Consider the following 24,376-nt stretch of genomic DNA (forward strand, 5'->3'; position numbering starts at 1 on the left):
GTAGGCTTCAGCCGTGGCGGGCGGGGCGAGAGGTCGGCGGTTCGCGGCGGCGGCGGCCGGCGTCGCTGCGGCTGTGCTCGGCGTCGGGCTGGGTGAGCTGGCGGCGACCCTCATGTGGCCCGATGCGAGCCCGGTGGCCGTGATCGGCTCGGCACTGATCGATGCCGCGCCGTCCTGGGCGAAGGACACCGCGATCACGCTGTTCGGGACGAACGACAAGCTGGCGCTGATCATCGGCATCGGGATCGTGCTGGTGGGACTGGCAGTGATCGCGGGACTGGTGGAACTGCGCTGGCCCCCGTTCGGAGTCGCCGCGATGATCCTGTTCGGCGGCGTCGGCGCAGTCGCCGCCGTCACCCGCGTCAACGCCGGTGCACTGGATTGGGTGCCGTCGGTGGTCGCGGGCGCGGGGGCCGCCCTGGCCCTGGCCCTGTTGATCGCCCGAGTGCCCGGGCGGCTGAAGGTCGCGCCGATACCGATGACGGAGCGTGCCACCGAGCCCGAACCCGACCCTGCCGAGCAGCCCACCGCTCTTCAGCGACGCACGTTCCTGCTGTGGACGGTGGGCACCATGGCCGTGGGCGTGCTGGCCGCGGTGGGCTCTTCGCTGGCGCGGGCCGGCGTCCACGCGGTGACCGCTGTGCGAGACGCGCTGAAGCTGCCGGCACCCGCTGTCCCGGCACCGCCGGTGCCGGCGGCGGCCGAGCTGGACATCCCCGGGCTGGCGCCGGTGGTGACCCCCAACGCGCAGTTCTACCGCATCGACACGGCGCTCCTCGTCCCGCAGGTCGATCCCGCCGGCTGGACCCTGCGCATCCACGGGATGGTCACCACCGAGGTGACGATCACATGGGAGGAGCTGCTGGCCCTGCCGCTGCAGGAGAGTTACACCACCCTCTCGTGCGTGTCGAACGAGGTGGGCGGCGACCTGATCGGCAACGCGCTCTGGCTCGGGTACCCGATCCGCGATCTCCTCGCGCGAGCCGCGCCGACCGCCGAGGCCGACATGGTGCTGTCGCACTCGATCGACGGCTTCACCGCGAGTTCACCGCTGGAGGCGCTCACCGACGCGCGCAACGCGATCCTGGCGGTGGCGATGAACGGCGAGCCGCTGCCACCCGAGCACGGCTTCCCGGTGCGCATGGTCGTCCCGGGCCTGTACGGCTACGTGTCGGCGACGAAGTGGGTCACCGAGCTCGAGGTCACGCGGTTCGACCTGGGGACCGCCTACTGGACGACGCGCGGATGGTCCGCGCGCGGGCCGATCAAGCTGCAGTCGCGGATCGACGTGCCGCGCAAGGCGCAGGGACTCAAAGCGGGCGAGACAGTCATCGCCGGAGTCGCGTGGCAGCCCACGGTCGGGATCGCCGCGGTCGAGGTGCAGATCGACGACGAGCCGTGGCTGCCGGCGACACTGGCGACCGCCATCTCCGACGACACCTGGGTGCAGTGGATGCTGCCGTGGACGGCTACCGCCGGCGATCACGTGATCCGCAGCCGTGCGACCAGCAAGACGGGCGAGGTCCAGACCGAGAAGCGCACGCGGACGGATCCCGATGGGGCCAGTGGCTGGCCCGAACGCTTCGTCGAGGTCTTCTGAGCCACATCGCACGTACGCATAGCGGTCTTTCGTACGCATGGTGTTTGACGTCGGGGACGCGGGCAGCGATGCTGGGACGGCGGGCCCCCCGGTCGCCGACCGGGAGCGCCACGGCGACGGAGGCGGCATGAGCGAGCGGATCACGGTGGCTGAGGCCATCGGCAGGACCATTGCAGTTCTCGGCGGGGCGCACATCTTCGGCGTCGTCGGCAGTGGCAACTTCCATGTCACCAACGCGATGATCGACGCCGGCATGCCGTTCACCGCGACGCGGCACGAGATGGGCGCGGCGACGATGGCCGATGCGTTCAGCCGGACCTCCGGACGCCTCAGCGTGCTGTCCGTCCACCAGGGCTGCGGCCTCACGAACGCCCTGACCGGCATCGCCGAGGCGGCCAAGTGCCACACCCCGCTGCTGGTCGTCACCGGCGACACTGCCGCCGGCGATGTCACCTCGAACTTCTACATCGATCAGGACGCGGCCGTCGCCTCCGTCGGTGCCACTCCGGCGCGGATCCGCACGGCGTTGTCGGCGGTCTCGGACACGGCCGCCGCCATCCGCGCTGCGGTGTCCGGCCGCGAGACCGTCGTGCTGTCCCTGCCGGTCGACCTGCAAGAGGAGTACGTCGACTTCGATGAGGCCGCGGTCATGCTCTTTCCCGCTCCCCCGGTGCCAGACCCGTCGCCCGAGGAGTTCGGGCAGCTCGTCGGCCTGCTCGCCGCGGCGGAGCGACCGGTCATCGTCGGCGGGCGTGGCGCGTGGGGCGCCAAGGATGAGCTGCGACGACTGGCCACGGCATCCGGCGCCCTGCTGGTGACCTCCGCGGCTGGGCGCGGACTGTTCGTCGAGGACGAGTGGGCGCTCGACATCATGGGTGGATTCGCCACCGAGGGTGCCGCGGAGCTGATCTCGGCGGCCGATGTCCTCGTCGTGTTCGGCGCCGCGCTCAACAAGTGGACGACCCGCAGCGGGGAGCTGCTGCAGACGGCCACGACCGTGCAGATCGATGACCGCCCGGCCGCGATCGGGCTGCACTGCGCGGTCGACATCGGCATCGTGGGGGATGCCGCATCCGTCGCGGCCGCGGCCGCCGACGCCGTGACGGCGCGGGTGCCCGACAAGGTGGGCTACCGGATTCCTGACACAGCGGACCGCGTTCGCCGTTTCCGGTACTGGAAGGACCAGCCGTTCGAACCGAGACCGGCCCCCGGCCGGGTCGACCCTCAGGAGCTCACGAACGCGCTGGATGCGATGCTGCCGATCGAGCGGGTCGTGGTGCCCGACGGCGGCAACGTCAACTGCTACCCGGGGGCGCACCTGCGGGTTCCGGACGAGCGCGGGTACTGCATCCCGCTGTCGTTCCAGGCCATCGGCATGGGCCTGGCCGCCGGAATCGGCGCGGGCGTCGCGCAGCCGGATCGCCTGCCGGTGGTCGGCACGGGCGACGGCGCGTTCCTGATGTCGCTGGTCGAGCTCGACACGGCGGTCCGGCTCGGTCTGGGCATGGTCGTCATCGTCTACAACGACGACGCGTACGGAGCCGAGGTCAACCTCTTCGAGCCGTACACCGACAAGCTCGACCTCGTGCGCTTCCCCGAGACGGACATCGCCGCGATCGCCCGCGGCTACGGCTGCGACGGGATCACCGTGCGCAGCATCGCCGACCTCGACGCGGTCCAGGACTGGATCACCGGTCCCCGCGGCCGTCCCCTCGTGATCGATGCGAAGATCGCCAAATTCCCCTCCTGGCTCATGGCGCGCCGGCATCGCCAACCCACCGACGCGGGCCAGCCGGTGCGCATCTCACACTGACCACCAGTACGCATTGCGACACACGGACCGCATTGCGTACACTTGATCCCGTCGGCCGCACGACCATTTCCCTTTCGCGCCGGCACCGCATGAGACGAGGACGACCATGCCAGACTCACCCAGCGACGCCGCCAGGCCCCTGCGCAGCAACCTCCCACCCACCTCCGCTCTGGGAATCGCCCGGCGTGCGCAGTGGCGATCACTCGGGATTCCCGCCAGCGATCTGCTCAAGCCCAAGGTCGCGATCGTCAACACGTCGTCCGAACTCGCCGCGTGCTACGCGCATCTCGACGACATCGCCGACGCGCTGAAGGTCGAGCTGCGCGCCCTCGGCGTGCTGCCGTTCGAGATCCGCACGGTCGCGCCGAGTGACTTCGTCACCAGCGCGGGTCGCGCCGGCCGCTACATCCTCCCCAGCCGCGACCTGATCGTCAACGACATCGAGGCCGCCGTCGAGGGGGCCAAGCTCGACGCGATGATCTGCCTCAGCTCGTGCGACAAGACCACCCCGGCGCACCTGATGGCCGCGGGGCGTCTGGACATCCCGACCGTGATCATTCCGTGCGGCTACCAGCACTCGGGTCTTGCGGAGGGACGCGAAGCCGACGTCGAGGAGGTCTTCCTGCTCGCCGCGAAGGCGGCGGTGACCGGAGAGTCCACCGAGCACCTCGAGGAGCTCGCCGACGACGCGATCCTGGGCCCGGGCGTGTGCGCGGGACTGGCCACCGCGAACTCCATGCACATGGTCGCCGAGGCGATCGGCATGGCCGTGCCCGGCTCATCGCCGGTGCGCGCGAACAGCGAGCCGATGTGGGACGCCATGCGCCGCTCCGCAGTCGCGCTGGTCGATCTGATCGCGCGCGACATCCGTCCGCGGGCCATCATCACGGACGGCTCGATCCGCAACGCCGTGCGCACGATGCTGGCCGTCGGCGGCTCGATCAACACGATCAAGCACCTCCAGGCCATCGCCGTGGAATCCGGCCTCGACATCGACGTGTGGGAGACCTTCCGCATGCTCGGCCGCGACACGCCCCTCCTGGCTTCGGTGCGCCCGAACGGCCCGTGGCTGGTGGAGCAGTTCGAAGACGTCGGCGGTGGCGCGACCATCCAGCGCGAGCTGCTTCCGCTTCTTGACGGCGACCAGCTCACGGTCACCGGCAAGACCGTCGCCGAGAACGCCGCCGACGCGCGAGCCGCCGACGGCGAGATCATCCGCTCCCTCGAGAATCCGTTCGGCACCGACCCGGCGATCGCCGTGCTGCGAGGCACCCTCGCGCCGGGAGGCGCCGTCGCCAAGCGTCCCGTCCCCGACCCCGGTCCGCGCCGGTTCACCGGGCCGGCCCGCATCTTCGCGAATCGCGAGGAGGCCATCGCCGGCATCTCGAACGGCCGACTGCGCTCCGGCGACGTCGCGGTGATCCGCGGCATCGGCGTCTCGGGCGCGCCGGGCATGGGACTTACCAGCGCGTTCATCTTCGCCCTGCACGCCAAGGGTCTCGCCCAGAGCGTCGCCCTCGTCACGGACGGGCAGTTCAGCGGCCTGGTCAACCAGGGCATGACGGTGGGCGAGGTCTCGCCCGAGGCCGCAGCGCCGCGGGCGCCCCTCGGCCTCGTGCAGGACGACGACATCATCGACATCGACCTCGCCACGGGCAGTCTCGACCTGCTCGTGGATCCGGCCGAGCTCGCCGGCCGCCCCAGCTACCAGCCGCCCGCGGATCGCGACACCGGCGGCGGCATGCTCGACCAGTACGAGCAGCTCGTCCAACCGCTCAGCTGCGGCGCCGTGCTCTGCGCGCGTCCGGCCGGGCCCTGCCAATCGGACGCCTCGGACGAGGCATCCGCGCTTTCACTGACGGAGACCGCATGAGCACCCCCACCATCCACCTGCCCGCCGCCGACGTGCCGGTCATCGGCGAGTACGACGTCGTCGTCGTCGGGGGCGGCCCCGCCGGGATCATGGCCGCCACCGCCGCCGCGCGGGCGGGCCGATCGACCCTGCTCATCGAGCGCTACGGCTTCCTCGGCGGCGCGGGCACCATGGGCGGGCTCGCCACGTTCTGCGGGCTGCACGCACGGATCTACGGCGAGGACCGTCGTGTCATCCGCGGCTACACCGACGAGCTGCTGGAACGCATGGAGGCGATGGACGGCCTCAACGAGCCGCATCTCTCGGTGGACAACCGCATCCAGGCGCTCTCGTACGACATCTCGGTCCTGAAGATCGCCGCCGACGAGCTGGTCCTCGCCAGCGGCGCGGGGCTGCTCTTCCACACGGCCGTGGTCGATGTCGTGATGGCTGACGCCGGCATCATCGACGCCGTCGTGGTCGAGTCGAAGTCGGGCCGCGCCGCGATCCGGGGCCGCTTCTTCATCGACGGCTCGGGCGACGGCGACCTCGCCGCCTGGTCGGGGGCGCCGTACGAGCGCTCCGAGCACCTCATGTACCCGTCGCTCATGTTCCGCATCAACGGCGTGCATCCCGAAGAGGCCGGCGAAGCGTGGAAGACGATCCGCCGGATCATGGAAGAGGCCGAAGAGGCCGGCACTCACAGCTTCCCGCGTAAGAAGCCCATCGTGCGTCCGCAGCGCAACCCGCTGGAATGGCGCTCGAACCTCACTCAGCTCTCCAACGAGGACGGCTCGGCGGTCGACGGTACGAACGTCCAGCAGATGACCCGCGGTGAGATCCAGGGCCGTCAGCAGGTCAAGGACACGTTCGCGTTCATCAAGGCCGTCACCCCCGGCTTCCAGGACTCCTACATCGTCGACATCGCGCCGTCGATCGGCATCCGCGAGACCCGACGCATCGTCGGGCCGTACCAGCTCACCGAGGACGACGTGCTCGGCTGCGCGGACTTCGACGACAGCATCGGCGTGAACGGCTGGCCCGTCGAGGCGCACGTCGTCGGCGACGTCGAGTTCCGCTTCGCCCCCGTCGACTCCCGCGGCTACAACCAGCTCCCCTACCGGATGCTGGTTCCCCAGGTCGTGGAGAATCTCCTGGTCGCCGGACGCTGCGCCTCGATGACGCAGGGCGGTCAGTCCTCCGGACGCGTCACCGGACCGTGCTTCGTGATGGGCCAGGCCGCCGGTACGGCCGCCGACCTCGCGCTGAGCGGCGGCACGAGCGCCGCCGGAATCGACATCCGCGAGCTCCAGGCCCGGCTGACCGCCGCGGGCGCCTATCTGGGCACCAGCCTGCCGACGGGCATCGCCACCCCGGTCCGCTAGCCCGGTGTACCCGGTCTTTGCGCTCGCACTCCGCGCAATGACCGGGTACCGCTAGGCGCGCGGCGTCCGGAACAGCTGCGGGTTCGCACTGCGGTAGGTGCGCGCGACGCGCACGGCGGCGTCCTGGAGCACCGGGACCACGTCGTCGATCATGCTCTGCTCGGACTCGCGCACTGTCGTCGACGAAGCGGCCAGCGCCCCGACCGCCTCCGAGTCCACCAGGATCGGCACGGCCGCCGCGAGCATCCCGGGGTGGAGCTCTTCGACGGAGACATCGAAGCCGCGCTCACGCACCTGGGCGAGGCGCAGACGCAGGCCGGCCTCGTCGACGATCGTCTGCGGTGTGTGGCCCTCGAGGGGCGCGACGCGGAAGAAGTCATCGACGGTCGCGTCGGGCACGTTCGCGAGCAGAACCTTTCCCAGCGCTGTCGCGTGCGCCGGCAGGCGCATCCCCACGCGCACCGCGTCCGGAAGCGGTCGGCGGTCCTCGACGCGGGCGACGTGGATGATGTCGACGCCGTCGAGCACACCCACGCTGCAGGTCTCGCCCGTGCGCTCGACCACCTCGCCCATGAACGGGTAGGCGACCTCGGGCAACGAGGCGGTGGAGAAGTAGCCCGAGCTGAGCTCGAGGATCCGCGGCGTCAAGCTCCACATGCCGTTCTGCGAGCGGGCGTAGCCGAGGTGGGCGAAGGTGAGCAGGATGCGGCGCACCACGGGGCGCGGAAGCCCGACACGCGCGACGATCTCGCTGGGGCTCAGCGCCGCGTCGTGGCCCCCGAAGGCCCGGAGCACCTCGATGCCGCGCTCGATGCTCTGGATTCGATCGCGTGACCTGTCTTCCGCCACTGGTATGCCGCCGTCCCGATACACGCGCGCTTCGCGTTGCGATTCCATCCTAGGGATCGCAACGCGAAGCGACGCGTTATGTCAACTGCAGAGAGCGTGCCCGCGGGATCAGGCCGTGACGTTCCGCAGCCCGTACACGGACTCGTGCCACGGGATCACGAACCGCTTCGCCTCATTCACGATGAGATACAGCACGAGGCCGATGATCGACAGCAACAGGATCAGCGCGAAGGTTCGAGCCGCATCCAGCGAGTTCATCGCGGAGACGACCATGTTGCCGAGGCCGTTGTTGCCGCCCAGATACTCGCCCACGATCGCGCCGATGGTCGCCAGCACGATGCCGACCTCCATGCCGGCGAACAGGTACGGCTGGAGACTGCGCATGTCCAGCTGGAGGAAGGTCTGACGCTTGGTCGCGTTCAGGCTCTGCATCACCTCGCGGTGGCCCTGCTCGACGGAGCGGACACCCAGCAGCACGTTGAGCATGATCGGGAAGAAGGCCAGCAGCGCCGACAGGACGACCTTCGAGGTCAGGCCGAACCCGAACCAGATGACGAACAGCGGCACGAAGGCGACCTTCGGTGCGACCTGGGCGATCACGATGAGGGGTCGCAGGCTCAGTTCCAGCCAGTGCACCTTGCCCAGCACGACACCGACGACGACACCCAGGACTACCGCGATCAGGAAGCCGAAGATGACCTCGCTCACCGTCACGGCGACGGCCGACCAGGTGCGGGGCTCGGAGAGCAGCTGCACGAAGGACTCCGCGACGGCCTGCGGCGGCGGGAAGATGAACGGGTTGACGTTCAGGAGCGTCACGATCGCCCACCAGGCGAAGACGAGGACGATCACCAGTGACGGTGTGACGATCCACGGGAGTGCTTTCAGCATGCGGGGTGACATGGTCATTCCTCCTCGTCGAGGTCGCGACGCAGGATGCGCACGATCTCGTTGAACTCGGGGGTCGTCGTGACTTCGACGGCGCGGGGCTTGGGGAAATCCGCCGGCAGGATCTGGCGGATCCGACCGGGGCGGGGGGTCATGTGGACGACCCGATCGGCGAGGAAGACCGCCTCGGGGATGTCGTGAGTCACGAACACCACCGTCGAATTCGTCTGCAGCACGATGCGCTGAAGCTCGAGGTTCATCCGCTCTCGGGTCAGGGCGTCCAGCGCGCCGAACGGCTCATCCATGAGCAGCAGCTCGGGCTCGGTGCTCAGCGCGCGCGCGATGGCGGCTCGCTGGCGCATTCCGCCGGACAGCTCGCGCGGGTAGGAGCGTTCGAAGCCGGCGAGTCCGACGAGTCCGGCGAGCTCTGCAGCCCGTTCCCGGCGTTCGGCCTTGCCCACTCCGCGCAGCTTGAGCGGAAGAGCGATGTTATCCAGCACCGAGAACCACGGGAAGAGGTTGCTCTCCTGGAAGACGAAGCCGAGCTTCGTCACGGCGGAGGGATCGACGTGGCTGCCGCGCCAGAGCGACTTGCCGTCGACTTCGACGGTACCGGCGCTGGGCGGGAGCAGACCGCCGATCATCCGCAGGAGCGTCGTCTTGCCACAGCCCGAACGGCCGATCAGCGCGACGAACTCGCCGCGCTCGATGCTCAGGTTGATGCCGGCCACCGCATGGGTCACACCGTTGCGGGTGTGGAAATCGCGTCCCACGTCCTTGATGTGCAGCCGCGGCGGCTCGACAGGGGCGATGGGGGATGCGCTCGGCACGAGCGTCTCGTTGGTCATTGGGGGATGCTGCCTCTCATGTCGGTGTCCCGTGCCCGCTCCACCCGCGAGGCGGGTGGAGCGGGCACGGACGGAGTGCGATCAGTCAGCCGGCAGGTAGTCGTTGGTGATCCACTTGAGCGGATCCTGACCACCCTCGAGCAGACCGGACTTGGCGTACGTCTCGTATGCGGCGGTCCAGGCATCGAGGTCGTTCTCCAGCAGGTCGTTCTCACCCTCGGCGTCCACCCAGGTCTGGCTGGTGTACACATCGAGGGCCTGCTGAGCCACGTCGTCGTCGTCGAGCGCCGCGAAGGCGAAGTCGCCGCTGTCGCGCATGATCTGCAGGACGTTCTCGAAGTCGTTCTCCGCGTCGTCGATGACGAACTGGGTCGCCTCTCGGATGGCGGACAGGAACGCCTGGATCTCCTTGACCCGGTCGGGGTTGTCGAGGTTGGCCTGCGTCGTGATCCAGGTCTGCAGGTCGGGTGCATCGCCCAGGTCGGCGGAGCTGATGACCGCGTCGGGGTTCTGCTCGGCCAGGGCGATCGACGTGTCCAGGCTCACGATGTAGCCGGCCAGCTGCTCCTGCTTCACCAGCTCGAACGTCGCGCCCGTGACCGGGACGGCCTGGCGCGTCACCGAGTCGCGCGGGACATCAGAGGCGTCGAGAGCGAGATTGAGCATCTTCTCGCTCGTTCCGCCGATCGAGCCCATGCCGATGACCTCGCCCTCCATGTCGGCAGCCGATTCGATCGGGTTGCTCTCCGCGGAGGCGACCCGGAGGTTCGACTTGTAGGCCATCGTGCCGATCGCCATGATGGGCTGGCCCTTCTCCATGGCGGGGAAGACGTCGACCGTGCTCGCCCGGGTGATCGGGGTCGCGCCGCCCAACAGGGTCTGGATCGCGGCGGCGGTGCCCTGCACCGGCTGCAGCTGAACGTCCAGGCCGTGCTTCTCGAAGTAGCCGCCGGCGTAGGCGAACATCTCGGGCGTGAAGGTGAAGGACTCCAGCGGAAGGAAGGTGACGACCACCATCTTCGTCAGCTTGGCCTCGGGAGCCGCTTCGGTTCCTCCGGGCTCGGGGGCGGAACTCGCGCATCCGGAGAGCGCGAGCGCTCCGGCGGCGAGCGTGGCTGCGATCTTTGCGATCCGGCGCTTCGGGGATCGTGTGGTGCGCTGTGTCACTGCTGTGATCATGCCTGACTCCTGTGTCGGGTTCCACACGCCCGCGGCTTCGCGGGCGGCGGGGTCGAGTCTGCCTACTTCCTTACTCGGGCTCCAGCACTCCTTTCACTGAGTGAAACCCGCATCGTGCCTGTCTCGGTCGAGGATGGTGATCAGTCCGGTATCGCCGTCGACGCGCACGAAGTCGCCGGTGCGGATGGTCTCGAGGGGGTCGGGGGATGCCTCCACGACAGTCGGCACCCGCGTGACGATAGCACCGAGTACTGCCTTGGTCGTGATCACGCGGAACACCATCGCCGCCGGGGCGGTGCCCATGAGGCGGGTGCTCTGGAAGAATCCGGACCATCCCGATGAACCCTTGGCGCCCGGGAAGACCAGTACCTTGCCGGTGAAGCAGACGCCGAACAGCTCGTGCCGCGGCTCGATCACCGTTCCGGTCGCGACGTCGATGCCGCCGAAGCCCGAGATCGCGTCGTGGGTGACCAGGGCCTCGGCCTCGACCACTCCCGGCACGATGCCGCGTCCGCGCAGCTCGATCATGGGCGCAGCCCCCCGCGCCAGCGGCCGGTGACGGCCGCGTCGATGCACTCGTCGAGCGTCCCGAACCACGCTTCGATGCCGAGGATGGCCGGCAGGTAGTGCGCCTGCTTGGCGGAGTCGGTGGCGAACACGCGCGTTCCCGGAGGCGCCGCCTTCGACATGGCGGGGCACGAGTCGGTCAGGACGTGGCCGCCCGCCTGCGTGATGATCCGCGTGTAGCCGTTGCGGTCGGCCATCGTGCGCAGCGCGCGAGGGGTCATGACCCACAGCTCGGTGTCGGCGTGGAGGCGCCGACCCTCCAGCAGCTGCGCGATCCGGGCGACCTGATCCAGCGACGCGTGCGGGCAGCCGAGGAGGACGAAGTCGACGTCGGTGCTCGTGCCCTGGGCGTTGAGGGTGTCGTAGACCCACTGCCGCTCTCGCGGCCCGTAGGCGACCGGCTCGGGGATGTGCAATCCGCCGAAGGCCGCCTCGATCGTCGGCGCCTCAGGGGTGACGCCCGGCATGTGGAAGAGCTCGACCCCGCCGGACGTGGCCGTTGCCGCGCCGAAGTGCTTGAGGTCGGCGAGGTCCGGCTGTGCCAGCGATCCGATCACGGCGGGGCGGGCTTCTTCGACGGTCTCGCCGACGAAGTATCCGAACATCCCCCACTCCTGAAAGTTGTCGACGGCGACGTCGGCGCGCACGACGTGGGTCGCCAGGCGGTTCTCGGGAACATGGTTGCCCCAGTACGGGATCTTGCCGGTGAGACCGGCCGCCCCGGTCGAGGCCGAGCCTTCGCAGTTGGTCCGGGCGCCGAGCACCGAGTTGGCGTAGACGACGGCGGAGGACTCCATCCACGCCACATGCTCGTTGCGAACGGGCAGGTTGCCGACCTGGTACGGGGTGCAGGTTGCGAGAATGTTGACGCCGCGCTCGCTGAAGTAGTTCTCGGCGCTGCCCTGCAGCTCGATGGACGTCGCCGGGTACGCCGTGAGGCCCGCGGCGTCCTCGGAGAAGCCGTGCTGCAGCTGACATGTCGGCACCTTCATGCGCGGGATCTCGATTTCCCGGTCGCAGTCCAGATTGATGACCGCGTACGCGCGGGCCCAGCCGCCCTCTCTCTCGAGTTTGGCCTTCGCCGGCGACGGCTGGGTCATCGTTCCCGCGACGTTGCGCGTGTCCACGAGGCGCTCGGCGCCGAGGGCCTCGCCGTAGCGGATGAGCAGGTCCATCGCCGCGGCGACCGCTTCGCCCTCCGCGCCGTCGCGCATGATGCGTTCCTCGTCAGTGAGTCTCATCTGTTCCTCTCGCGGGCGGCGGAAACCCGCCGCCCGCCCTGTACTGCGGAGGGTGCTATGCGCCGATCTGGCTGTACGAGAACGGATTCTCGCGCGGCGGGTTGAGGGTGAAGATCTCCACGACCGCCGAGACACCCGCGTTGTTTGCGCCCGCGACCATGATCTGGATCGAGCTGCGGTGGCTCAGCACGCGGACCACATCCGGCTCATCCGTCGTCGTGCTCGCGGTGTCGGGCATCGAGTCCGGGTGCTCCGACGACAGGCGCCAGCGGGTCTTGTGCGAGAGTGCGTCCTTGCCGACGGCCACCAGCTCGGAGCGACGCCGCACGGCGTGCTCGAACACGTAGTCGCGCAGGTCGTCCTTGCTCCAGCCCGCCGACGCGAAGACCTGTGCGTGCTCCGGCACGATCACAAGGAGCGCGCTGGTGTACTCGTGGATCAGGGCGCCGGTGCGGCAGATGCTGTCGACGAAGTCGAGGGCGAGCTGCTCGGGCTCCATCGTGTGCCGCGCTTCGATGTGCATCACCGAGCGGATCACGTATGCCGTGACCACGCTGTCGGATGCGTCGAAGCCGTACTCCGTGTGCAGCGCAGGCCAGGGGCTCTCTTCCTCGTTCTCGGCGATGCACGCCGAGTACTTCGCCGGGGTGCCCTGCGTGGCCTGATCCAGCTTGTGCGGGTGCAGACCGAACACGTTGATGCAGCCGAGCCGGATCGCGCGACCGATGGTGGCATTCGCGCGGAAGCCGGAGCCGAAGATGTTGCCCTGGCTGTTCAGGTCGATCTCGTTGCGGATGGGACCGTTCACCACGAGGAACGGGGCGGTGCCGGTGGTGCTCTGCCAGATGCCGCGAGCCGGGTGCGGTTCCTTGGCGATGGCCTCCCAGGCCGCCAGCACGACGGGGAAGTACTCGGGCAGGCATCCGGCCAGGGCCGCGTTGATCGCGGCGAGGCGGACCGTGAGGTGGCGGTTCAGGTGGGTGATCGTGAAGAGCACCTCTTCCGGATCGCGGTCGACGACCGCGAGGAACTGGTTCAGGTAGGACTCGGTCACCGGAACCACCGGCAGGCCGTCGGTCCATTCCTTGGCCCAGTAGTACTCCATCGCCTCGCGGATCCGATCGGCGTCGACCTCGGGTGCCGCTACCTGATCCAGTGCTGTCGTGCTCATCATCAACCCTCAACTCCAAGAATGCGCAGCACGTCCGGCAGCGCGGTCAGCGCGCGTTCGCGCACCTCGTCGGCGGTCAAGCTCGCCATCGGGTGCTTGACCGCGTAGAAATCGAATCCGGGGAACCCCTGCACCGCCGCCATCGCCGCACCGGACATCAGGAACGAGTCCGAGGTGATGCTGACGGTGGGCACGCCGGCGCGCTCCAGCAGGATGCCGTCGGCGACAGTCGCCGCGCTGCACGAGCCGCAGTCGCCCACGGCCGTGATGACCACGTCGCACTCGCCGGCGATCTGCTCGAGCAGCTCCTGGCTCAGCGGGGTGCCGAAGTAGTCCTTCGTGTACAGGCGTGACTCGCCGGCCTCGTGGTGGTCCTGCAGTTCCCGCGCGATCTCGTTCAACAACATCGTCGCGTTCGGCTTCGTGTTGTCGAGGAGACCGATCGTCAGTCCTCGCAGGCTCACCGGTCGGGGCGACAGCGTGCTGTTCTGCGCGCCGTCCTCCATCCCCGTCGGGTCGAGCAGCAGCTCCTGGGTTGCCATCGCGACACTCCTCTTTCATCGGTTCAACGTCGGATCAATATGGCACCCGGCCATGCGGCATCCCCACCCTCGCTTTCACTAAACGAAAAGACTCGTGCCGCAACCGGTGTCGACACGACAGGATTCGAAGTGTCGTCCCCCCAGAGATTCGAGGATCCACACCGTGCCCACAGCCCTCCCTGCAACGATGCGGGCCGCGATCCTCGTCGGAGACCAGCCGCACCTGGAGATCACCGAGATCGCCACACCGACTCCGCGCGCCGGCGAGGCGCTGCTGGAGGTCATCGCGTGCGGTGTGTGCCACACGGATCTGCACGTGCTCAAGGGCGAGGTCGCCTTCCCGCGTCCCGCGGTGCTCGGTCATGAGATCAGCGGCCGGATCGTGGCGCTGGGCGCGGAGACCACCGACACGCGTGGTCTCGCGGTCGGCGATCTGGTCGCCGCGGGCTTCATCATGCCGTGCGAGAACTGCGACCAGTGCCGTCGCGGACGCGACGACCTGTGCCTGGAATTCTTCGCCCAGAACCGGCTGCGGGGAACGCTCTACGACGGCGAGAGCCGGCTCGCGATGCCGGACGGCTCGTTCCTGGCCATGTACTCGATGGGCGGCCTGGCCGAGTACGCGGTGGTGCCGCTGTCCGCGCTGACGGCGATCCCCGATGGCCTCGACCCGGAATCCGCCTGCATCCTGGGCTGCTCCGGTCTCACCTCGTACGGCGCGGTCTTCCGGGCAGGCGAGGTGTCGCCGGGCGATTCGGTGGCCATCGTCGGCGTGGGCGGAATCGGGTCGAGCCTGATTCCGATGGCGCTGAGCGCGGGGGCCACCACGATCGTCGCGATCGACGTCGCCGATGCCAAGCTCGCCCGCGCTCGCGAGCTCGGCGCCACGCATGTCGTGAACGCGGCCGAGGTCGACCCCGTCGCCGCGGTGCGCGAGATGGTGGGCGGCGTGCGTGTGGCATTCGAGGCGCTCGGCCACCCCGCCACATTCCGGCAAGCGGTCGGCATGCTGGATGACGGGGGCCGCATGGTGGCCATCGGCATCGGAGCCGGAACGGCCGCCGCCGAGGTGGAGATCACGCCGCTGGTGCGGCGGGGGTATCACATCGTCGGGTCGTTCGGCGGGCGCACCCGCACCGATCTGCCCGAGGTCGCCGCGCTGGCCGCGTCCGGGGGCTTCGATGTCGGCGCGCTCGTGACGCGACGCTACGACCTGGCCGAGGCCGATGCCGCCTATCAGGCGCTCTCCCGGGGAGAGATCACCGGCCGTGCGATCATCACGATGGGCGCGCGCAACTGAGAACGCGGCATCCCGCCCGCATCTCACGAGTCTCGTAAATATTCTCAGGTAACCTGACATTCACTTATCCCAGATCATCCAGCAGGACGCACCAAAGGAGTCGGCATGACGGAATCACCCCACGTGTTCGTGACGATCGACGAGGTCGGCGGCATCGTCGGCGCGACGTTCGGACCTTCGACGTGGCGGGAGATCCCGCAAGAGGACATCGACGTCTACGCGCAGCTCTCCGGCGACGACAACCCGATCCACGTCGATGCCGAGGCCGCGGCGAAGTCTCCGTACGGTGGGCGCATCGCGCACGGCATGCTCACGCTGAGCATGGTGGTGCCGCACCTGCGCGAGATCTACCGGGTGAGTGGCACCTCCACCGGAATCGTGTACGGCTTCAACAAGATCCGCTTCCCGAATGCCGTGCCCACCGGCGCCCGCATCCGCGTGCGAGGAGAGGTCGCGAACGTGACCGAGATCTCCGGTGGCTGGCAGGTGGAGCTGGCCCTGACCTTCGAGGTCGAGGGCGCGACCAAGCCCGCCGTCTACGCGGAGCTCATCCTGAGGCACTACCGATGAGCGCCATCAGGCTCGACGGCCAGTCGGCGATCGTCACCGGCGCAGGACGCAGCCTCGGCCGCGCCTACGCCATCGCCCTCGCCGACGCGGGGGCGAGTGTCATCGTGAACGACGTCGATGCACCCAGCGCGGCGGAGACCGTCGCCGAGATCGCTTCCCGCGGCGGCCGCGCCTTCGCCTCGATCGGCGCGGTCGGTCCGGCCGAGACGGCGGAGCAGCTCGTGGCGGATGCCGTCGACCAGTTCGGACGGGTCGATGTCCTCGTCGCAAACGCCGGGGTGCTCCGTGACCGGGTGCTGTGGAAGATGTCCGACGACGAGTTCGACGCTGTCGTCTCCAGCCACCTCCGTGGGACCTTCACCTGCGGCCGCGCTGTCGCCACGCGTCTTCGGGAACAGGGCGAGGGCGGGCGCCTGATCCTCGTCGGATCGCCGGCGGGGCAGTTCGGCAGCTTCGGCCAGACCAACTACGCCGCCGTGAAGGCGGGCATCGTCGCCATGGCGCGCACCTGGTCGCTCGAGCTGGCCCGTGCCGGCATCACCGCCAACGCGGTGATCCCGACGGCCCTCTCCCCGATGACGGCCACGATCCCCGCCTACACCGAGCTGTACGAGCGCTACATGGCCGGAGAGCCGATCCCGCAGAAGTTCCGCCACGACAACGCCCTCGGCACCCCCGAGGACGTCGCCCCGCTGATCGTCTGGCTGGCCTCGGCCGCATCCGGTGATGTCACCGGCCAGGCGATCGGCATCGGCGGCGACAAGCTCACTCTCTACTCGCATCCCGCGGAGCAGGATGCCGAGTATGCGGACGGCGGGTGGAGCGCCGACACGATCGACACCGCATGGCGCGCTCGGTTCGCCGCCCAGGCACCCCGTTCAGGACCACCCGTTCGCGATGGAGGCGACAAGTGACCGCACCCCACTACAGCGATCTCTGGCAGGGGATCGCCCAGGCCGACCCGGAACGCATCGCCATCATCACCCGCCAGGAGCAGGTGACGTGGGGCCGCCTCGCAGCCGAGGCGGGCGCGCTGGCGCGTCACCTCTCCGCGCGCGGCCTCTCGGTCGGCGACGCGGCCGGCATGCTCCTCTACAACCGTCCCGAGTACCTCAGCTTCACGTGGGCGTGCCTGGCGATCGGCGTCGCCCCCGTGGCGATCAACTACCGCTACCGCGCCGGCGAGGTGCGGGATCTCGTCCTGGATTCCGACCTGCGCGTCCTGCTGGTCCCGACCTCGCTCGCGGACCTCGCCCGCGAGGCCGTGGCAGGCATCGAGCCGGCGGTCGAGCTCATCGCCGTCGATGACAGCGCTCTGCACGGCGGCGGCCCGATCGCCGGCGCGACCCGCTACGAAGACATCGTCGCCGCGGGGGGCACACTCCCCCCGCAGGCTCCGCGCGGAGCCGAGCTGCGCCTCTACACCGGAGGCACGACGGGCATGCCGAAGGCCGTGGTGTGGGATCTGGACACCCTCCTGGTGGCGCGACAGCAGTCGACGTGGGGTCTGATCGGGGTGACTCCGCCCACCGATCTCGACGAGGCGATCCAGATCGCCGTCGACCCGGCGACGCCACGCGTGGTCACGCTGCCCCTCACTCCGCTGCTGCACGGCACGGCGCAGTCCACGACCATGGGCACACTCGCACTCGGCGGCACGGTGGTGCTGCACGCCGCACCGCGGATGGACATCGAAGAGGCGCTGCGGCTGACGATCTATTACGACGTCACGCGGCTGATCGTCGCCGGCGATGCCCTGGCGCTCCCCTTCGTCGAGGCTGCGGAGCGACTCGAGGTCGCCCTCTCCGGCGTCAACTCCATCGTGAGCTCGGGCATGCGCTTCAGCGACGACGTCAAGCGACGCCTGCACGCGCTCGGCGACATCGCCATCGTCGACATGCTCGCCTCGAGCGAGGGCGGGCCCTACGCGTTCGGCATCACCCGCAACGCGGACGACCTGCCGGCGAAGCTCATGATCACCCCCGGCACGGTGCTGCTGGACGAGGATCTGAATGAGATCCAGGCGGATGCCGGCGCCCTCGGCATCCTCGCCTTCCGAGGCATCCTGCCCAAGGGCTACTACCAGGATCCCGAGAAGACCGAGAAGACCTTCCCGACCATCCGCGGGCATCGCTACGTCATGCCGGGTGACTGGGCACGCGCGCGCGGCGACGGGTCGGTGGACCTGCTCGGCCGGCTCGCCGCCGTCGTCAACACCGGCGGCGAGAAGGTGTTCCCCGCCGAGGTCGAGGACGCACTCCTGGAGCACGAGGGCGTCGACGACGTCATCGTGTTCGGGATGCCGGATCGCCGGTTCGGCGAGGTCGTCAGCGCCATGGTCGCCCCGATGCCCGGCTCACGCATCGACGTGCCCGAGCTGCTCGCGTTCCTGGATCAGCGACTGGCCGGTTACAAGAAGCCTCGCCACGTCTTCGTCCGCGAGTCGCTGGAGCGCTCCTCGACGGGCAAGGTGGAGCTGGCCCGGGTCAAGCAGGACGCCGCCCGCGAGCTGGCGGAACGGGCGGAGCCGGCCGAGCATGCGGAGGTCGTGAAGTGACCGCCGCGCCGCCCACGGACCTGTTCGGCTACAGCGAGCTGCTGTCCGAACTCGAGCTGGCCAAACTGCAGTCGCTGCGGGACCTGCTCGAGGAACAGGCCCGGCCGCACCTGGCCGACTGGTGGGAGCGGGCCGAGTCCCCCGTGCATCTGCGCGCAGAGCTCGCGGCGCTGCGCTTGGAGGACGATCCGGGTCTGCTCGACGACGACGGCCGGCTGAGCCCGTTCTACGTCGGCTTCCGTCACTTCGAGCTGGCCCGCTTCGACATGTCCATCGGCACCCTCTACGGGGGCCAGGTCAGCATGTTCCGCACCGTCGTGCGCGAGGGCGGTTCGCCCGAGCAGGTGGCCCGGCTGGACCCGCTGATCCCGTCGTTCGAAGTGACCGGGTGCTTCGCCCTCACCGAGCCGCTGCACGGGTCGGACGTGGCCGGAGGCATGGAGACGACGGCGACACGCGAAGGCGATACCTGGCGCATCAGCGGCCATAAGCGCTGGATCGGCAACGCCGCACAGTCCGACATCATCGTCGTCGTCGCGCGGGATGCCGCTGACGGACGCACGAAGGCGTTCCTGGTCCCCCGGAACTCGCCGGGTCTGAGCCTGACAGACATCACCGGCAAGATCAGTCTGCGGATGGTGCGCAACGCGGACATCGTCCTCGACGACGTGCGCGTGGACGAATCAGAGCGGCTGCAGCGGATCGATTCGTTCCGTGACCTTTCCGCCATCCTCGCCAAGCTGCGCTACGCCGTCGGCTGGAACGCCGCGGGCCTTCAGGCCGGTGCCTACGAGGCGGCGTTGGCGTACGCGCTGCGACGCGAGCAGTTCGGGCGTCCGATCGCCGGGTTCCAGCTGATCCAGGAGAAGCTGACCCGCATGCTGGGCAACGCCACGGCGACGCTCGCGATGACGGTGCGTTTGACCGAGCTGCATCGACGAGGCGCCATGGCCGATGAGCACGCCGCGCTCGCCAAGACGTGGTCGGCGGATCGAGCGCGCGAGACGGTAGCCCTCGCGCGGGAGATCTGCGGCGCCGAGGGGATCCGCGTCGAGAACGACGTGGCGCGGTTCTTCGCAGACGCCGAGGCGCTGTACACGTTCGAGGGCACGCACGAGGTGAACTCGCTGATCGTAGGCAAGGCCATCACAGGGCTGAGCGCCTTCACGCGCTGACGCTCAGCCCGGTGCCGACGCGGGTCAGTCGTGGCGGATGCCGCCACGGATGTTGCGGCCCTCGAGGAGGTCGATATAGCCCTGCTCGATGTCCTCGAGGGAGTAGAACCCCGAGATGAGCTCGTCGAGCTTGAGCTGACCCGCCTGATACATGGCGTACTGGCGAGGAATGTCGGCCCGCGGGTTGCTCGAGCCGTAGATGGCGCCCTGGATGCGCTTCTGATAGCGGGTGATGTCCAGCACCGGCACCGGGATGCTGGTCTCCGACGCCGGAGCGATGCCGGTCACGACCACGGTTCCGGCCTTGCGGATCGCGTAGAAGGCGTCCGCGACGTCCTGGCCCGAGACCACGCCCACCGTGACGATCGCCCGGTCGGCGCCCTGTCCGTTGGTGATGCTCTGGGCGAACTCGGTGGCCTCGGCGATCGTCGCGAACGCATGCGTCGCGCCCACCTCGAGCGCCTTCTGACGCTTGAACTCGACGGGGTCGACGGCGATGATCGCGGTCGCCCCGGCGTGCTTTGCGCCCTGGACGGCGTTGATGCCGACACCGCCGACGCCCATGATGATGATCGTGTCCCCGGGGCGCGTCTCGGCGGAGTAGACAGCCGATCCCCAGCCGGTGCCGACTCCGCAGCCCAGGAGCCAGAGCTTGTCCAGCGGGGCATCGGAGGGGAGCTTCACCGCGGAGTTGACATCCACGACGGTGTGGCCGGCGAACGTGCCGAGACCGCACATCTGGCTGACCGGCGTGCCGTCCGGAAGCGACACGCGGTAGCTGTCGATGTCCGTGAAGCGGCTGCCCCGCATCAGGAACGCGCCGAGGTCGCAGAGGTTCGTCATTCCCTCGTTGCACCAGCGGCACTTGCCGCAGCTGGCGATGAACGAGAACACGACCTTGTCGCCGACTTCCCAGCCTGGGGTGTTCGGACCGACCTCCTGGACGATCCCGGTGCCCTCATGGCCGGCGACCATCGGGAGTGTGCCGGCGGTGCTGTCACCGGTGACGAGGTGGTAGTCGGAGTGGCAGAGACCGCTGACGACCATCTTCACCAGGATCTCTCCCTGACGCGGGTCGTCGAGCTCGACGTCGACGACCTCGAACGTGCCGGGCTGCTCGCGGATGATCGCAGCTCGAGTCTTGGTTGGCATGGTCTCTCCTTTGAAACGATGTGCCGGCCGCAGCGCTCTGACGAGCGGATGGACCGGCGGTGCGCGGGTAAGCCTATGTATGCCCGCCCCGGAAAGGCAAGGCATTTGTACCGCACAGCGTACGTCGGTACGCATTGTGGCGCGAAATGCTAGACAACGGTCACTCGATCTGTCACGATCGCAGTGAAACTGGCAACGGAGGCAGTCATGGCAAAATTCACCCGACCCCTGCTCGGCGCAATCGGACTGATCGCGGCGGTCGCACTGACCGCGTGCAGCTCAGCGGCACCGGCAACCACTGAGACCGCGGCCGCAGACACGCCCGTCGAGATCCAGCCGCTCGTGGCCGGCGTCATCCCGGTCACCGACATAGGCCCCGTGTACATGGCGCAGCAGAACGGCGTCTTCGAGGAGAACGGCTTCGACCTGACCCTCCAGCCGGCCGGCTCGTCGGCCGAGATCATCCAGGCCATGCAGTCCGGCCAGGTGCAGATCGGCTACGGCGGCACCACCGGCGTCTTCCAGGCAGTCGAGAACGGCATCGACCTCGTGATCATCGCCGCCGCGAGCGCCACCCCCGACGATCCCGAGAACGGCATCAACGACCTTCTGGTCGTGGCCGACAGCCCGCTCAAGTCCGCCAAGGATCTCGAAGGCAAGAAGGTCGCCGTCAACGCCCCCGGCGGCTACACCCAGCTCCTCGCCGACATCGCCATCAAGGCGGACGGCGGCGACCCCAGCAAGGTCGAGTACGTGCAGATGGGTGTCCCGGACCAGCCGGCGGCGCTCGAGAGCGGCGCGATCGACTCCTTCGTCGCCGGTGAGCCGTTCGGCACGCTCGGGCGCGAAGACAAGGGCTTCAAGACCCTCGCCAACCCGTTCGTGGAGCTCTCGGACCACGCCGTCGTGGCGGGCGTCTGGTACGCCATCCGCGCCGAGGTCGAGAAGAACCCCGAGTACTACGCCAAGGTCGCCGAGACGATCGACGCTGCGAACGCGTACGCGCTGGATAACGACGAGGAGCTGCGCGAGAACATCGCCGCGTTCACGAAGATCGATCCGGCACTGGCCGCACGCATCCGGCTCGGCTCGTACGGCAAGCTCCCCCTGACCGTGGAGAACCTGCAGCCGATCGCGGACTGGTCGCTCGAACTCGGGTACATCAAGAAGCCGGTCGACTTCGACACCCTCATCTGGGAGCCGTGACCGCGGTACAGGAGCGCCCCCGCCTGACGTTCAGCCGGACCCGCTGGTCGACCCCGGTCCTCGGCACTGTGGGCGTGCTCGCCTTCATCGCCATCTGGGAACTCGCGTCCCGCCTGAGCATCGTCAATCCGGACTATCTCCCACCCTTCTCCGTAGTCTTCGCCGAGGTCTTCCAGGTCGTCGGCGGAGAACAGCTGCGGGGCGAGTTCTGGGAAGCGCTGGGCATGACGATGTTCGGGTGGGCGGTGGGGCTCGCGCTCTCCCTGGTTCTGGGCGTCGTGCTCGGCGTGATCCTCGGCTCCAGCCGCTGGATCCGCGAGTACACCCACTCGACCATCGAGTTCCTTCGACCGATCCCCTCGGTCGGCCTCATCCCGATCGCGATCGTCATCTTCGGGGTGCGCCCCTCGGCGACGATCTTCGTGATCGTCTGGGCCTGCTTCTGGGTGATCCTCATCCACGTCATCGCCGGTGTCACCGATGTCGATCCCGTCGCGGACGCGACCGCCCGCAGCTACGGACTCGGACCGCTCGATCGCGCACGCTACGTCGTATGGCCCACCGTCCTGCCGTACCTGATGACGGGGGTGCGCTTGTCCGGCACGATCGCACTGGTGGTCGCGATCACCATCGAGATCGTCGTCGGCGCACCGGGCATCGGAAAGATGATCGCCACCTACCAGTCCGCCGGCAACGTCACCGTCGTGTTCGCGATCGCCCTGCTCGCGGGTGTCCTGGGTCTCGTGATCAACCTGCTCCTGCGAACCCTGGAGAACGCCGTGCTCGCCTGGCACCCGTCGATGCGGGCGGAGGTGGTGGCATGAGAGCGGTGAAGATCGCCTCCGCCGCGCTCGCCCTGCCGATCCTCATCGTCCTGGTGTGGTGGCTGGCAACGCTGAACGAGACCAACCCGTTCGTGCCCAAGCCCGGACAGCTGATCAGCGACCTGTTCACGGTCTGGGTGGGACCGCTTCTGGGCGAGGAAGTCCTGCCGTCGATCTACCGACTCGGCGTCGGCCTCGGCGGTGCGATCGTGGTCGGCATCCTGCTGGGCCTGCTGATCGGCTCCAACCGGTTCGCCCGCAAGCTCACCGGCCCGATCTTCGAGTTCATCCGCGCCGTGCCGCCTCCCGTCCTGCTGCCGGTGCTGCTGCTCATCCTCGGCATCGACGACCGCTCGAAGATCTTCCTGATCTTCCTCGGTTGCCTCTGGCCGATCCTGCTGAACACGATCGACGGCGTCCGATCCGTGGACGCGGTTCTGGCCGACACGACACGCACCTACGGAATGCGCGGCTGGTCACGGCTGCGGTACTTCGTCCTGCCGGCGGCCACGCCGCGGATCATGACCGGCATCCGTCTGGCGCTGCCGATCGCGATCATCCTGATGGTCGTCTCGGAGATGTACGCGGCGCTGGATGGCCTCGGCTACCGCATCATGCTGTTCAAGCAGACCTTCCAGATGGGCCCCATGTGGGCAGGCATCGTCATCATCGGACTGATCGGCATCCTGATCGCCGTGCTTTTCCGCCTGGTCGACCGCAGGGTGCTGGCCTGGTACTACGGACAACGAGAGGTGGAATCCCGTGAGTCGTGAATCACCGGCGCCCGTGACGGGCGGGGCATTGCTGTCCGTCCGCGGACTGCAGAAGATCTATGCGACACCCGGCGGCGCGGTCGAGGCCGTGCGCGACCTCACCTTCGACCTGCACAAGGGCGAGTTCGTCTGCCTGGTAGGGCCGTCCGGCTCCGGCAAGACGACGCTGCTGAAGTGCATCTCGGGCCTCATGGCGCCGACGGCCGGAACCGTCACGCTGGACGGCACGATCGTCGACGGCCCGCCACGCAACATGGCCCTGGTGTTCCAGGAGTACGGCCGGTCGCTGTACCCGTGGATGCGCGTCGCCGAGAACGTGGAACTGCCGCTCAAGGCGGCCGGCGTACCGAAGGCGGAGCGCCAGGAGCGGGTGCGCGAAGCCCTCGAGGCGGTCGGGCTCTCGCATGTCCCCAAGTCCTATCCGTGGCAGCTGTCGGGCGGCATGCAGCAGCGCGTCGCGATCGCGCGCGCCGTCGCCTACCGACCTGAGGTCCTCCTCATGGACGAGCCGTTCGCGGCCGTCGACGCGCAGACCCGCGCCGATCTGGAAGACCTCATCCGCTCGGTGTGGAAGAAGCTCGGCCTGACCGTCTTGTTCGTCACCCACGACATCGACGAGTCGGTCTATCTCGGCGGGCGCGTCATCATCCTCTCGTCGTCGCCGACCGTCATCCTCGAGGACCTCACCGTCGACCTGCCACTGGAGCGCGATCAGCTCGAGACCCGCTCGGATCCACGCTTCGTGGAGCTGCGCCACCACGTCTACGAGCAGATCCAGCTCGCCAAGACGTACACCGGCGACACCGAGGGAATCCGGACGCTCAAGGCCTCCTCCCCCGCGCTCTGACCGGGTCGACACCTCCCCGACCTGCCGACCCGAACGG

General features: G+C 68.8%; 22 protein-coding genes. 13 read left to right on the forward strand and 9 right to left on the reverse strand.

The annotated features are described in order from the left end of the window. The first annotated feature begins 13 nt into the window (after window positions 1-13). From ABD655_RS00235 to ABD655_RS00250, 4 genes are all read left to right on the forward strand, one after another. Entirely contained in the window at window positions 14-1,600 is a 1,587-nt protein-coding gene (locus tag ABD655_RS00235) for a molybdopterin-dependent oxidoreductase (RefSeq protein WP_344710446.1), read from the forward strand. 127 nt (window positions 1,601-1,727) lie between these two features. Further along, the gene (locus ABD655_RS00240) at window positions 1,728-3,413 is read left to right on the forward strand and encodes a thiamine pyrophosphate-binding protein (RefSeq protein ID WP_344710448.1); all 1,686 of its coding nucleotides are present in this window, start codon (window positions 1,728-1,730) and stop codon (window positions 3,411-3,413) included. A gap of 106 nt (window positions 3,414-3,519) precedes the next feature. Next, the gene (locus ABD655_RS00245) at window positions 3,520-5,286 is read left to right on the forward strand and encodes a dihydroxy-acid dehydratase domain-containing protein (protein ID WP_344710450.1); all 1,767 of its coding nucleotides are present in this window, start codon (window positions 3,520-3,522) and stop codon (window positions 5,284-5,286) included. Next, window positions 5,283-6,650, forward strand: a complete 1,368-nt coding sequence (locus ABD655_RS00250; protein WP_344710452.1) for an FAD-dependent oxidoreductase — start codon at window positions 5,283-5,285, stop codon at window positions 6,648-6,650. The genes ABD655_RS00245 and ABD655_RS00250 overlap by 4 nt, the downstream gene beginning before the upstream one ends. Window positions 6,651-6,701: 51 nt before the next feature. On the opposite strand, the gene ABD655_RS00255 is transcribed toward ABD655_RS00250, so the two are convergent. The 8 genes from ABD655_RS00255 to ABD655_RS00290 form a co-directional block, all read right to left on the reverse strand. Then, on the reverse strand, window positions 6,702-7,547 hold the full coding sequence (locus ABD655_RS00255) for an IclR family transcriptional regulator domain-containing protein (RefSeq protein ID WP_344710454.1): 846 nt from the start codon (window positions 7,545-7,547) through the stop codon (window positions 6,702-6,704). Between the two features lie 60 nt (window positions 7,548-7,607). Further along, complete coding sequence (locus tag ABD655_RS00260; protein ID WP_344710456.1) at window positions 7,608-8,408, reverse strand: ABC transporter permease; 801 nt, start codon at window positions 8,406-8,408, stop codon at window positions 7,608-7,610. Further along, window positions 8,405-9,235: an ABC transporter ATP-binding protein gene (locus ABD655_RS00265; RefSeq protein WP_344710458.1), complete on the reverse strand. Its 831-nt coding sequence runs from the start codon at window positions 9,233-9,235 to the stop codon at window positions 8,405-8,407. The genes ABD655_RS00260 and ABD655_RS00265 overlap by 4 nt, the downstream gene beginning before the upstream one ends. 81 nt (window positions 9,236-9,316) lie before the next feature. Then, entirely contained in the window at window positions 9,317-10,414 is a 1,098-nt protein-coding gene (locus ABD655_RS00270; RefSeq protein WP_344710460.1) for an ABC transporter substrate-binding protein, read from the reverse strand. A 93-nt stretch (window positions 10,415-10,507) separates the two neighbouring features. Then, window positions 10,508-10,942: an aconitase X swivel domain-containing protein gene (locus ABD655_RS00275; RefSeq protein WP_344710462.1), complete on the reverse strand. Its 435-nt coding sequence runs from the start codon at window positions 10,940-10,942 to the stop codon at window positions 10,508-10,510. Next, window positions 10,939-12,222, reverse strand: coding sequence for an aconitase X (locus tag ABD655_RS00280; RefSeq protein WP_344710464.1), 1,284 nt, complete (start codon window positions 12,220-12,222; stop codon window positions 10,939-10,941). The genes ABD655_RS00275 and ABD655_RS00280 overlap by 4 nt, the downstream gene beginning before the upstream one ends. A 55-nt stretch (window positions 12,223-12,277) precedes the next feature. Continuing rightward, window positions 12,278-13,393 carry a hypothetical protein gene (locus tag ABD655_RS00285; RefSeq protein ID WP_344710466.1) on the reverse strand — a complete coding sequence of 372 codons (1,116 nt, stop codon included), beginning with the start codon at window positions 13,391-13,393 and terminating at the stop codon, window positions 12,278-12,280. A 2-nt stretch (window positions 13,394-13,395) separates the two neighbouring features. Next, window positions 13,396-13,935, reverse strand: coding sequence for a UGSC family (seleno)protein (locus ABD655_RS00290; protein ID WP_344710468.1), 540 nt, complete (start codon window positions 13,933-13,935; stop codon window positions 13,396-13,398). Window positions 13,936-14,098: 163 nt separating this feature from the next. Here ABD655_RS00290 and ABD655_RS00295 point away from each other — a divergent pair, with 163 nt between their 5' ends. From ABD655_RS00295 to ABD655_RS00315, 5 genes are all read left to right on the forward strand, one after another. Then, a complete protein-coding gene (locus ABD655_RS00295; RefSeq protein WP_344710470.1) occupies window positions 14,099-15,235 on the forward strand; it encodes a zinc-binding dehydrogenase in 1,137 nt (378 codons plus the stop codon). Between the two features lie 105 nt (window positions 15,236-15,340). After that, window positions 15,341-15,805, forward strand: a complete 465-nt coding sequence (locus ABD655_RS00300; protein ID WP_344710472.1) for a MaoC family dehydratase — start codon at window positions 15,341-15,343, stop codon at window positions 15,803-15,805. Then, window positions 15,802-16,719, forward strand: coding sequence for an SDR family NAD(P)-dependent oxidoreductase (locus tag ABD655_RS00305; RefSeq protein WP_344710474.1), 918 nt, complete (start codon window positions 15,802-15,804; stop codon window positions 16,717-16,719). Before ABD655_RS00300 ends, ABD655_RS00305 begins: the two co-directional genes overlap by 4 nt. Beyond that, window positions 16,716-18,362, forward strand: a complete 1,647-nt coding sequence (locus ABD655_RS00310) for an AMP-binding protein (RefSeq protein ID WP_344710476.1) — start codon at window positions 16,716-16,718, stop codon at window positions 18,360-18,362. Before ABD655_RS00305 ends, ABD655_RS00310 begins: the two co-directional genes overlap by 4 nt. Then, complete coding sequence (locus ABD655_RS00315; RefSeq protein ID WP_344710478.1) at window positions 18,359-19,537, forward strand: acyl-CoA dehydrogenase family protein; 1,179 nt, start codon at window positions 18,359-18,361, stop codon at window positions 19,535-19,537. The genes ABD655_RS00310 and ABD655_RS00315 overlap by 4 nt, the downstream gene beginning before the upstream one ends. A gap of 24 nt (window positions 19,538-19,561) precedes the next feature. Here ABD655_RS00315 and ABD655_RS00320 read toward each other — a convergent pair whose 3' ends face one another. Next, on the reverse strand, window positions 19,562-20,689 hold the full coding sequence (locus tag ABD655_RS00320) for an NDMA-dependent alcohol dehydrogenase (protein WP_344710481.1): 1,128 nt from the start codon (window positions 20,687-20,689) through the stop codon (window positions 19,562-19,564). 207 nt (window positions 20,690-20,896) lie between these two features. On the opposite strand from ABD655_RS00320, the gene ABD655_RS00325 reads away from it, so the two are divergent. The 4 genes from ABD655_RS00325 to ABD655_RS00340 are packed head-to-tail and all read left to right on the forward strand — an operon-like array spanning window position 20,897 to window position 24,339. Next, window positions 20,897-21,895, forward strand: coding sequence for an ABC transporter substrate-binding protein (locus ABD655_RS00325; RefSeq protein WP_344710483.1), 999 nt, complete (start codon window positions 20,897-20,899; stop codon window positions 21,893-21,895). Next, window positions 21,892-22,719: an ABC transporter permease gene (locus tag ABD655_RS00330; protein ID WP_344710486.1), complete on the forward strand. Its 828-nt coding sequence runs from the start codon at window positions 21,892-21,894 to the stop codon at window positions 22,717-22,719. The genes ABD655_RS00325 and ABD655_RS00330 overlap by 4 nt, the downstream gene beginning before the upstream one ends. Further along, window positions 22,716-23,492, forward strand: coding sequence for an ABC transporter permease (locus ABD655_RS00335; RefSeq protein ID WP_344710488.1), 777 nt, complete (start codon window positions 22,716-22,718; stop codon window positions 23,490-23,492). The genes ABD655_RS00330 and ABD655_RS00335 overlap by 4 nt, the downstream gene beginning before the upstream one ends. After that, window positions 23,482-24,339, forward strand: a complete 858-nt coding sequence (locus ABD655_RS00340; RefSeq protein WP_344710490.1) for an ABC transporter ATP-binding protein — start codon at window positions 23,482-23,484, stop codon at window positions 24,337-24,339. Before ABD655_RS00335 ends, ABD655_RS00340 begins: the two co-directional genes overlap by 11 nt. The last annotated feature ends 37 nt before the right edge of the window (window positions 24,340-24,376 follow it).

The organism is Microbacterium terregens (assembly GCF_039534975.1).
In the GTDB taxonomy this organism is placed as follows: domain Bacteria; phylum Actinomycetota; class Actinomycetes; order Actinomycetales; family Microbacteriaceae; genus Microbacterium; species Microbacterium terregens.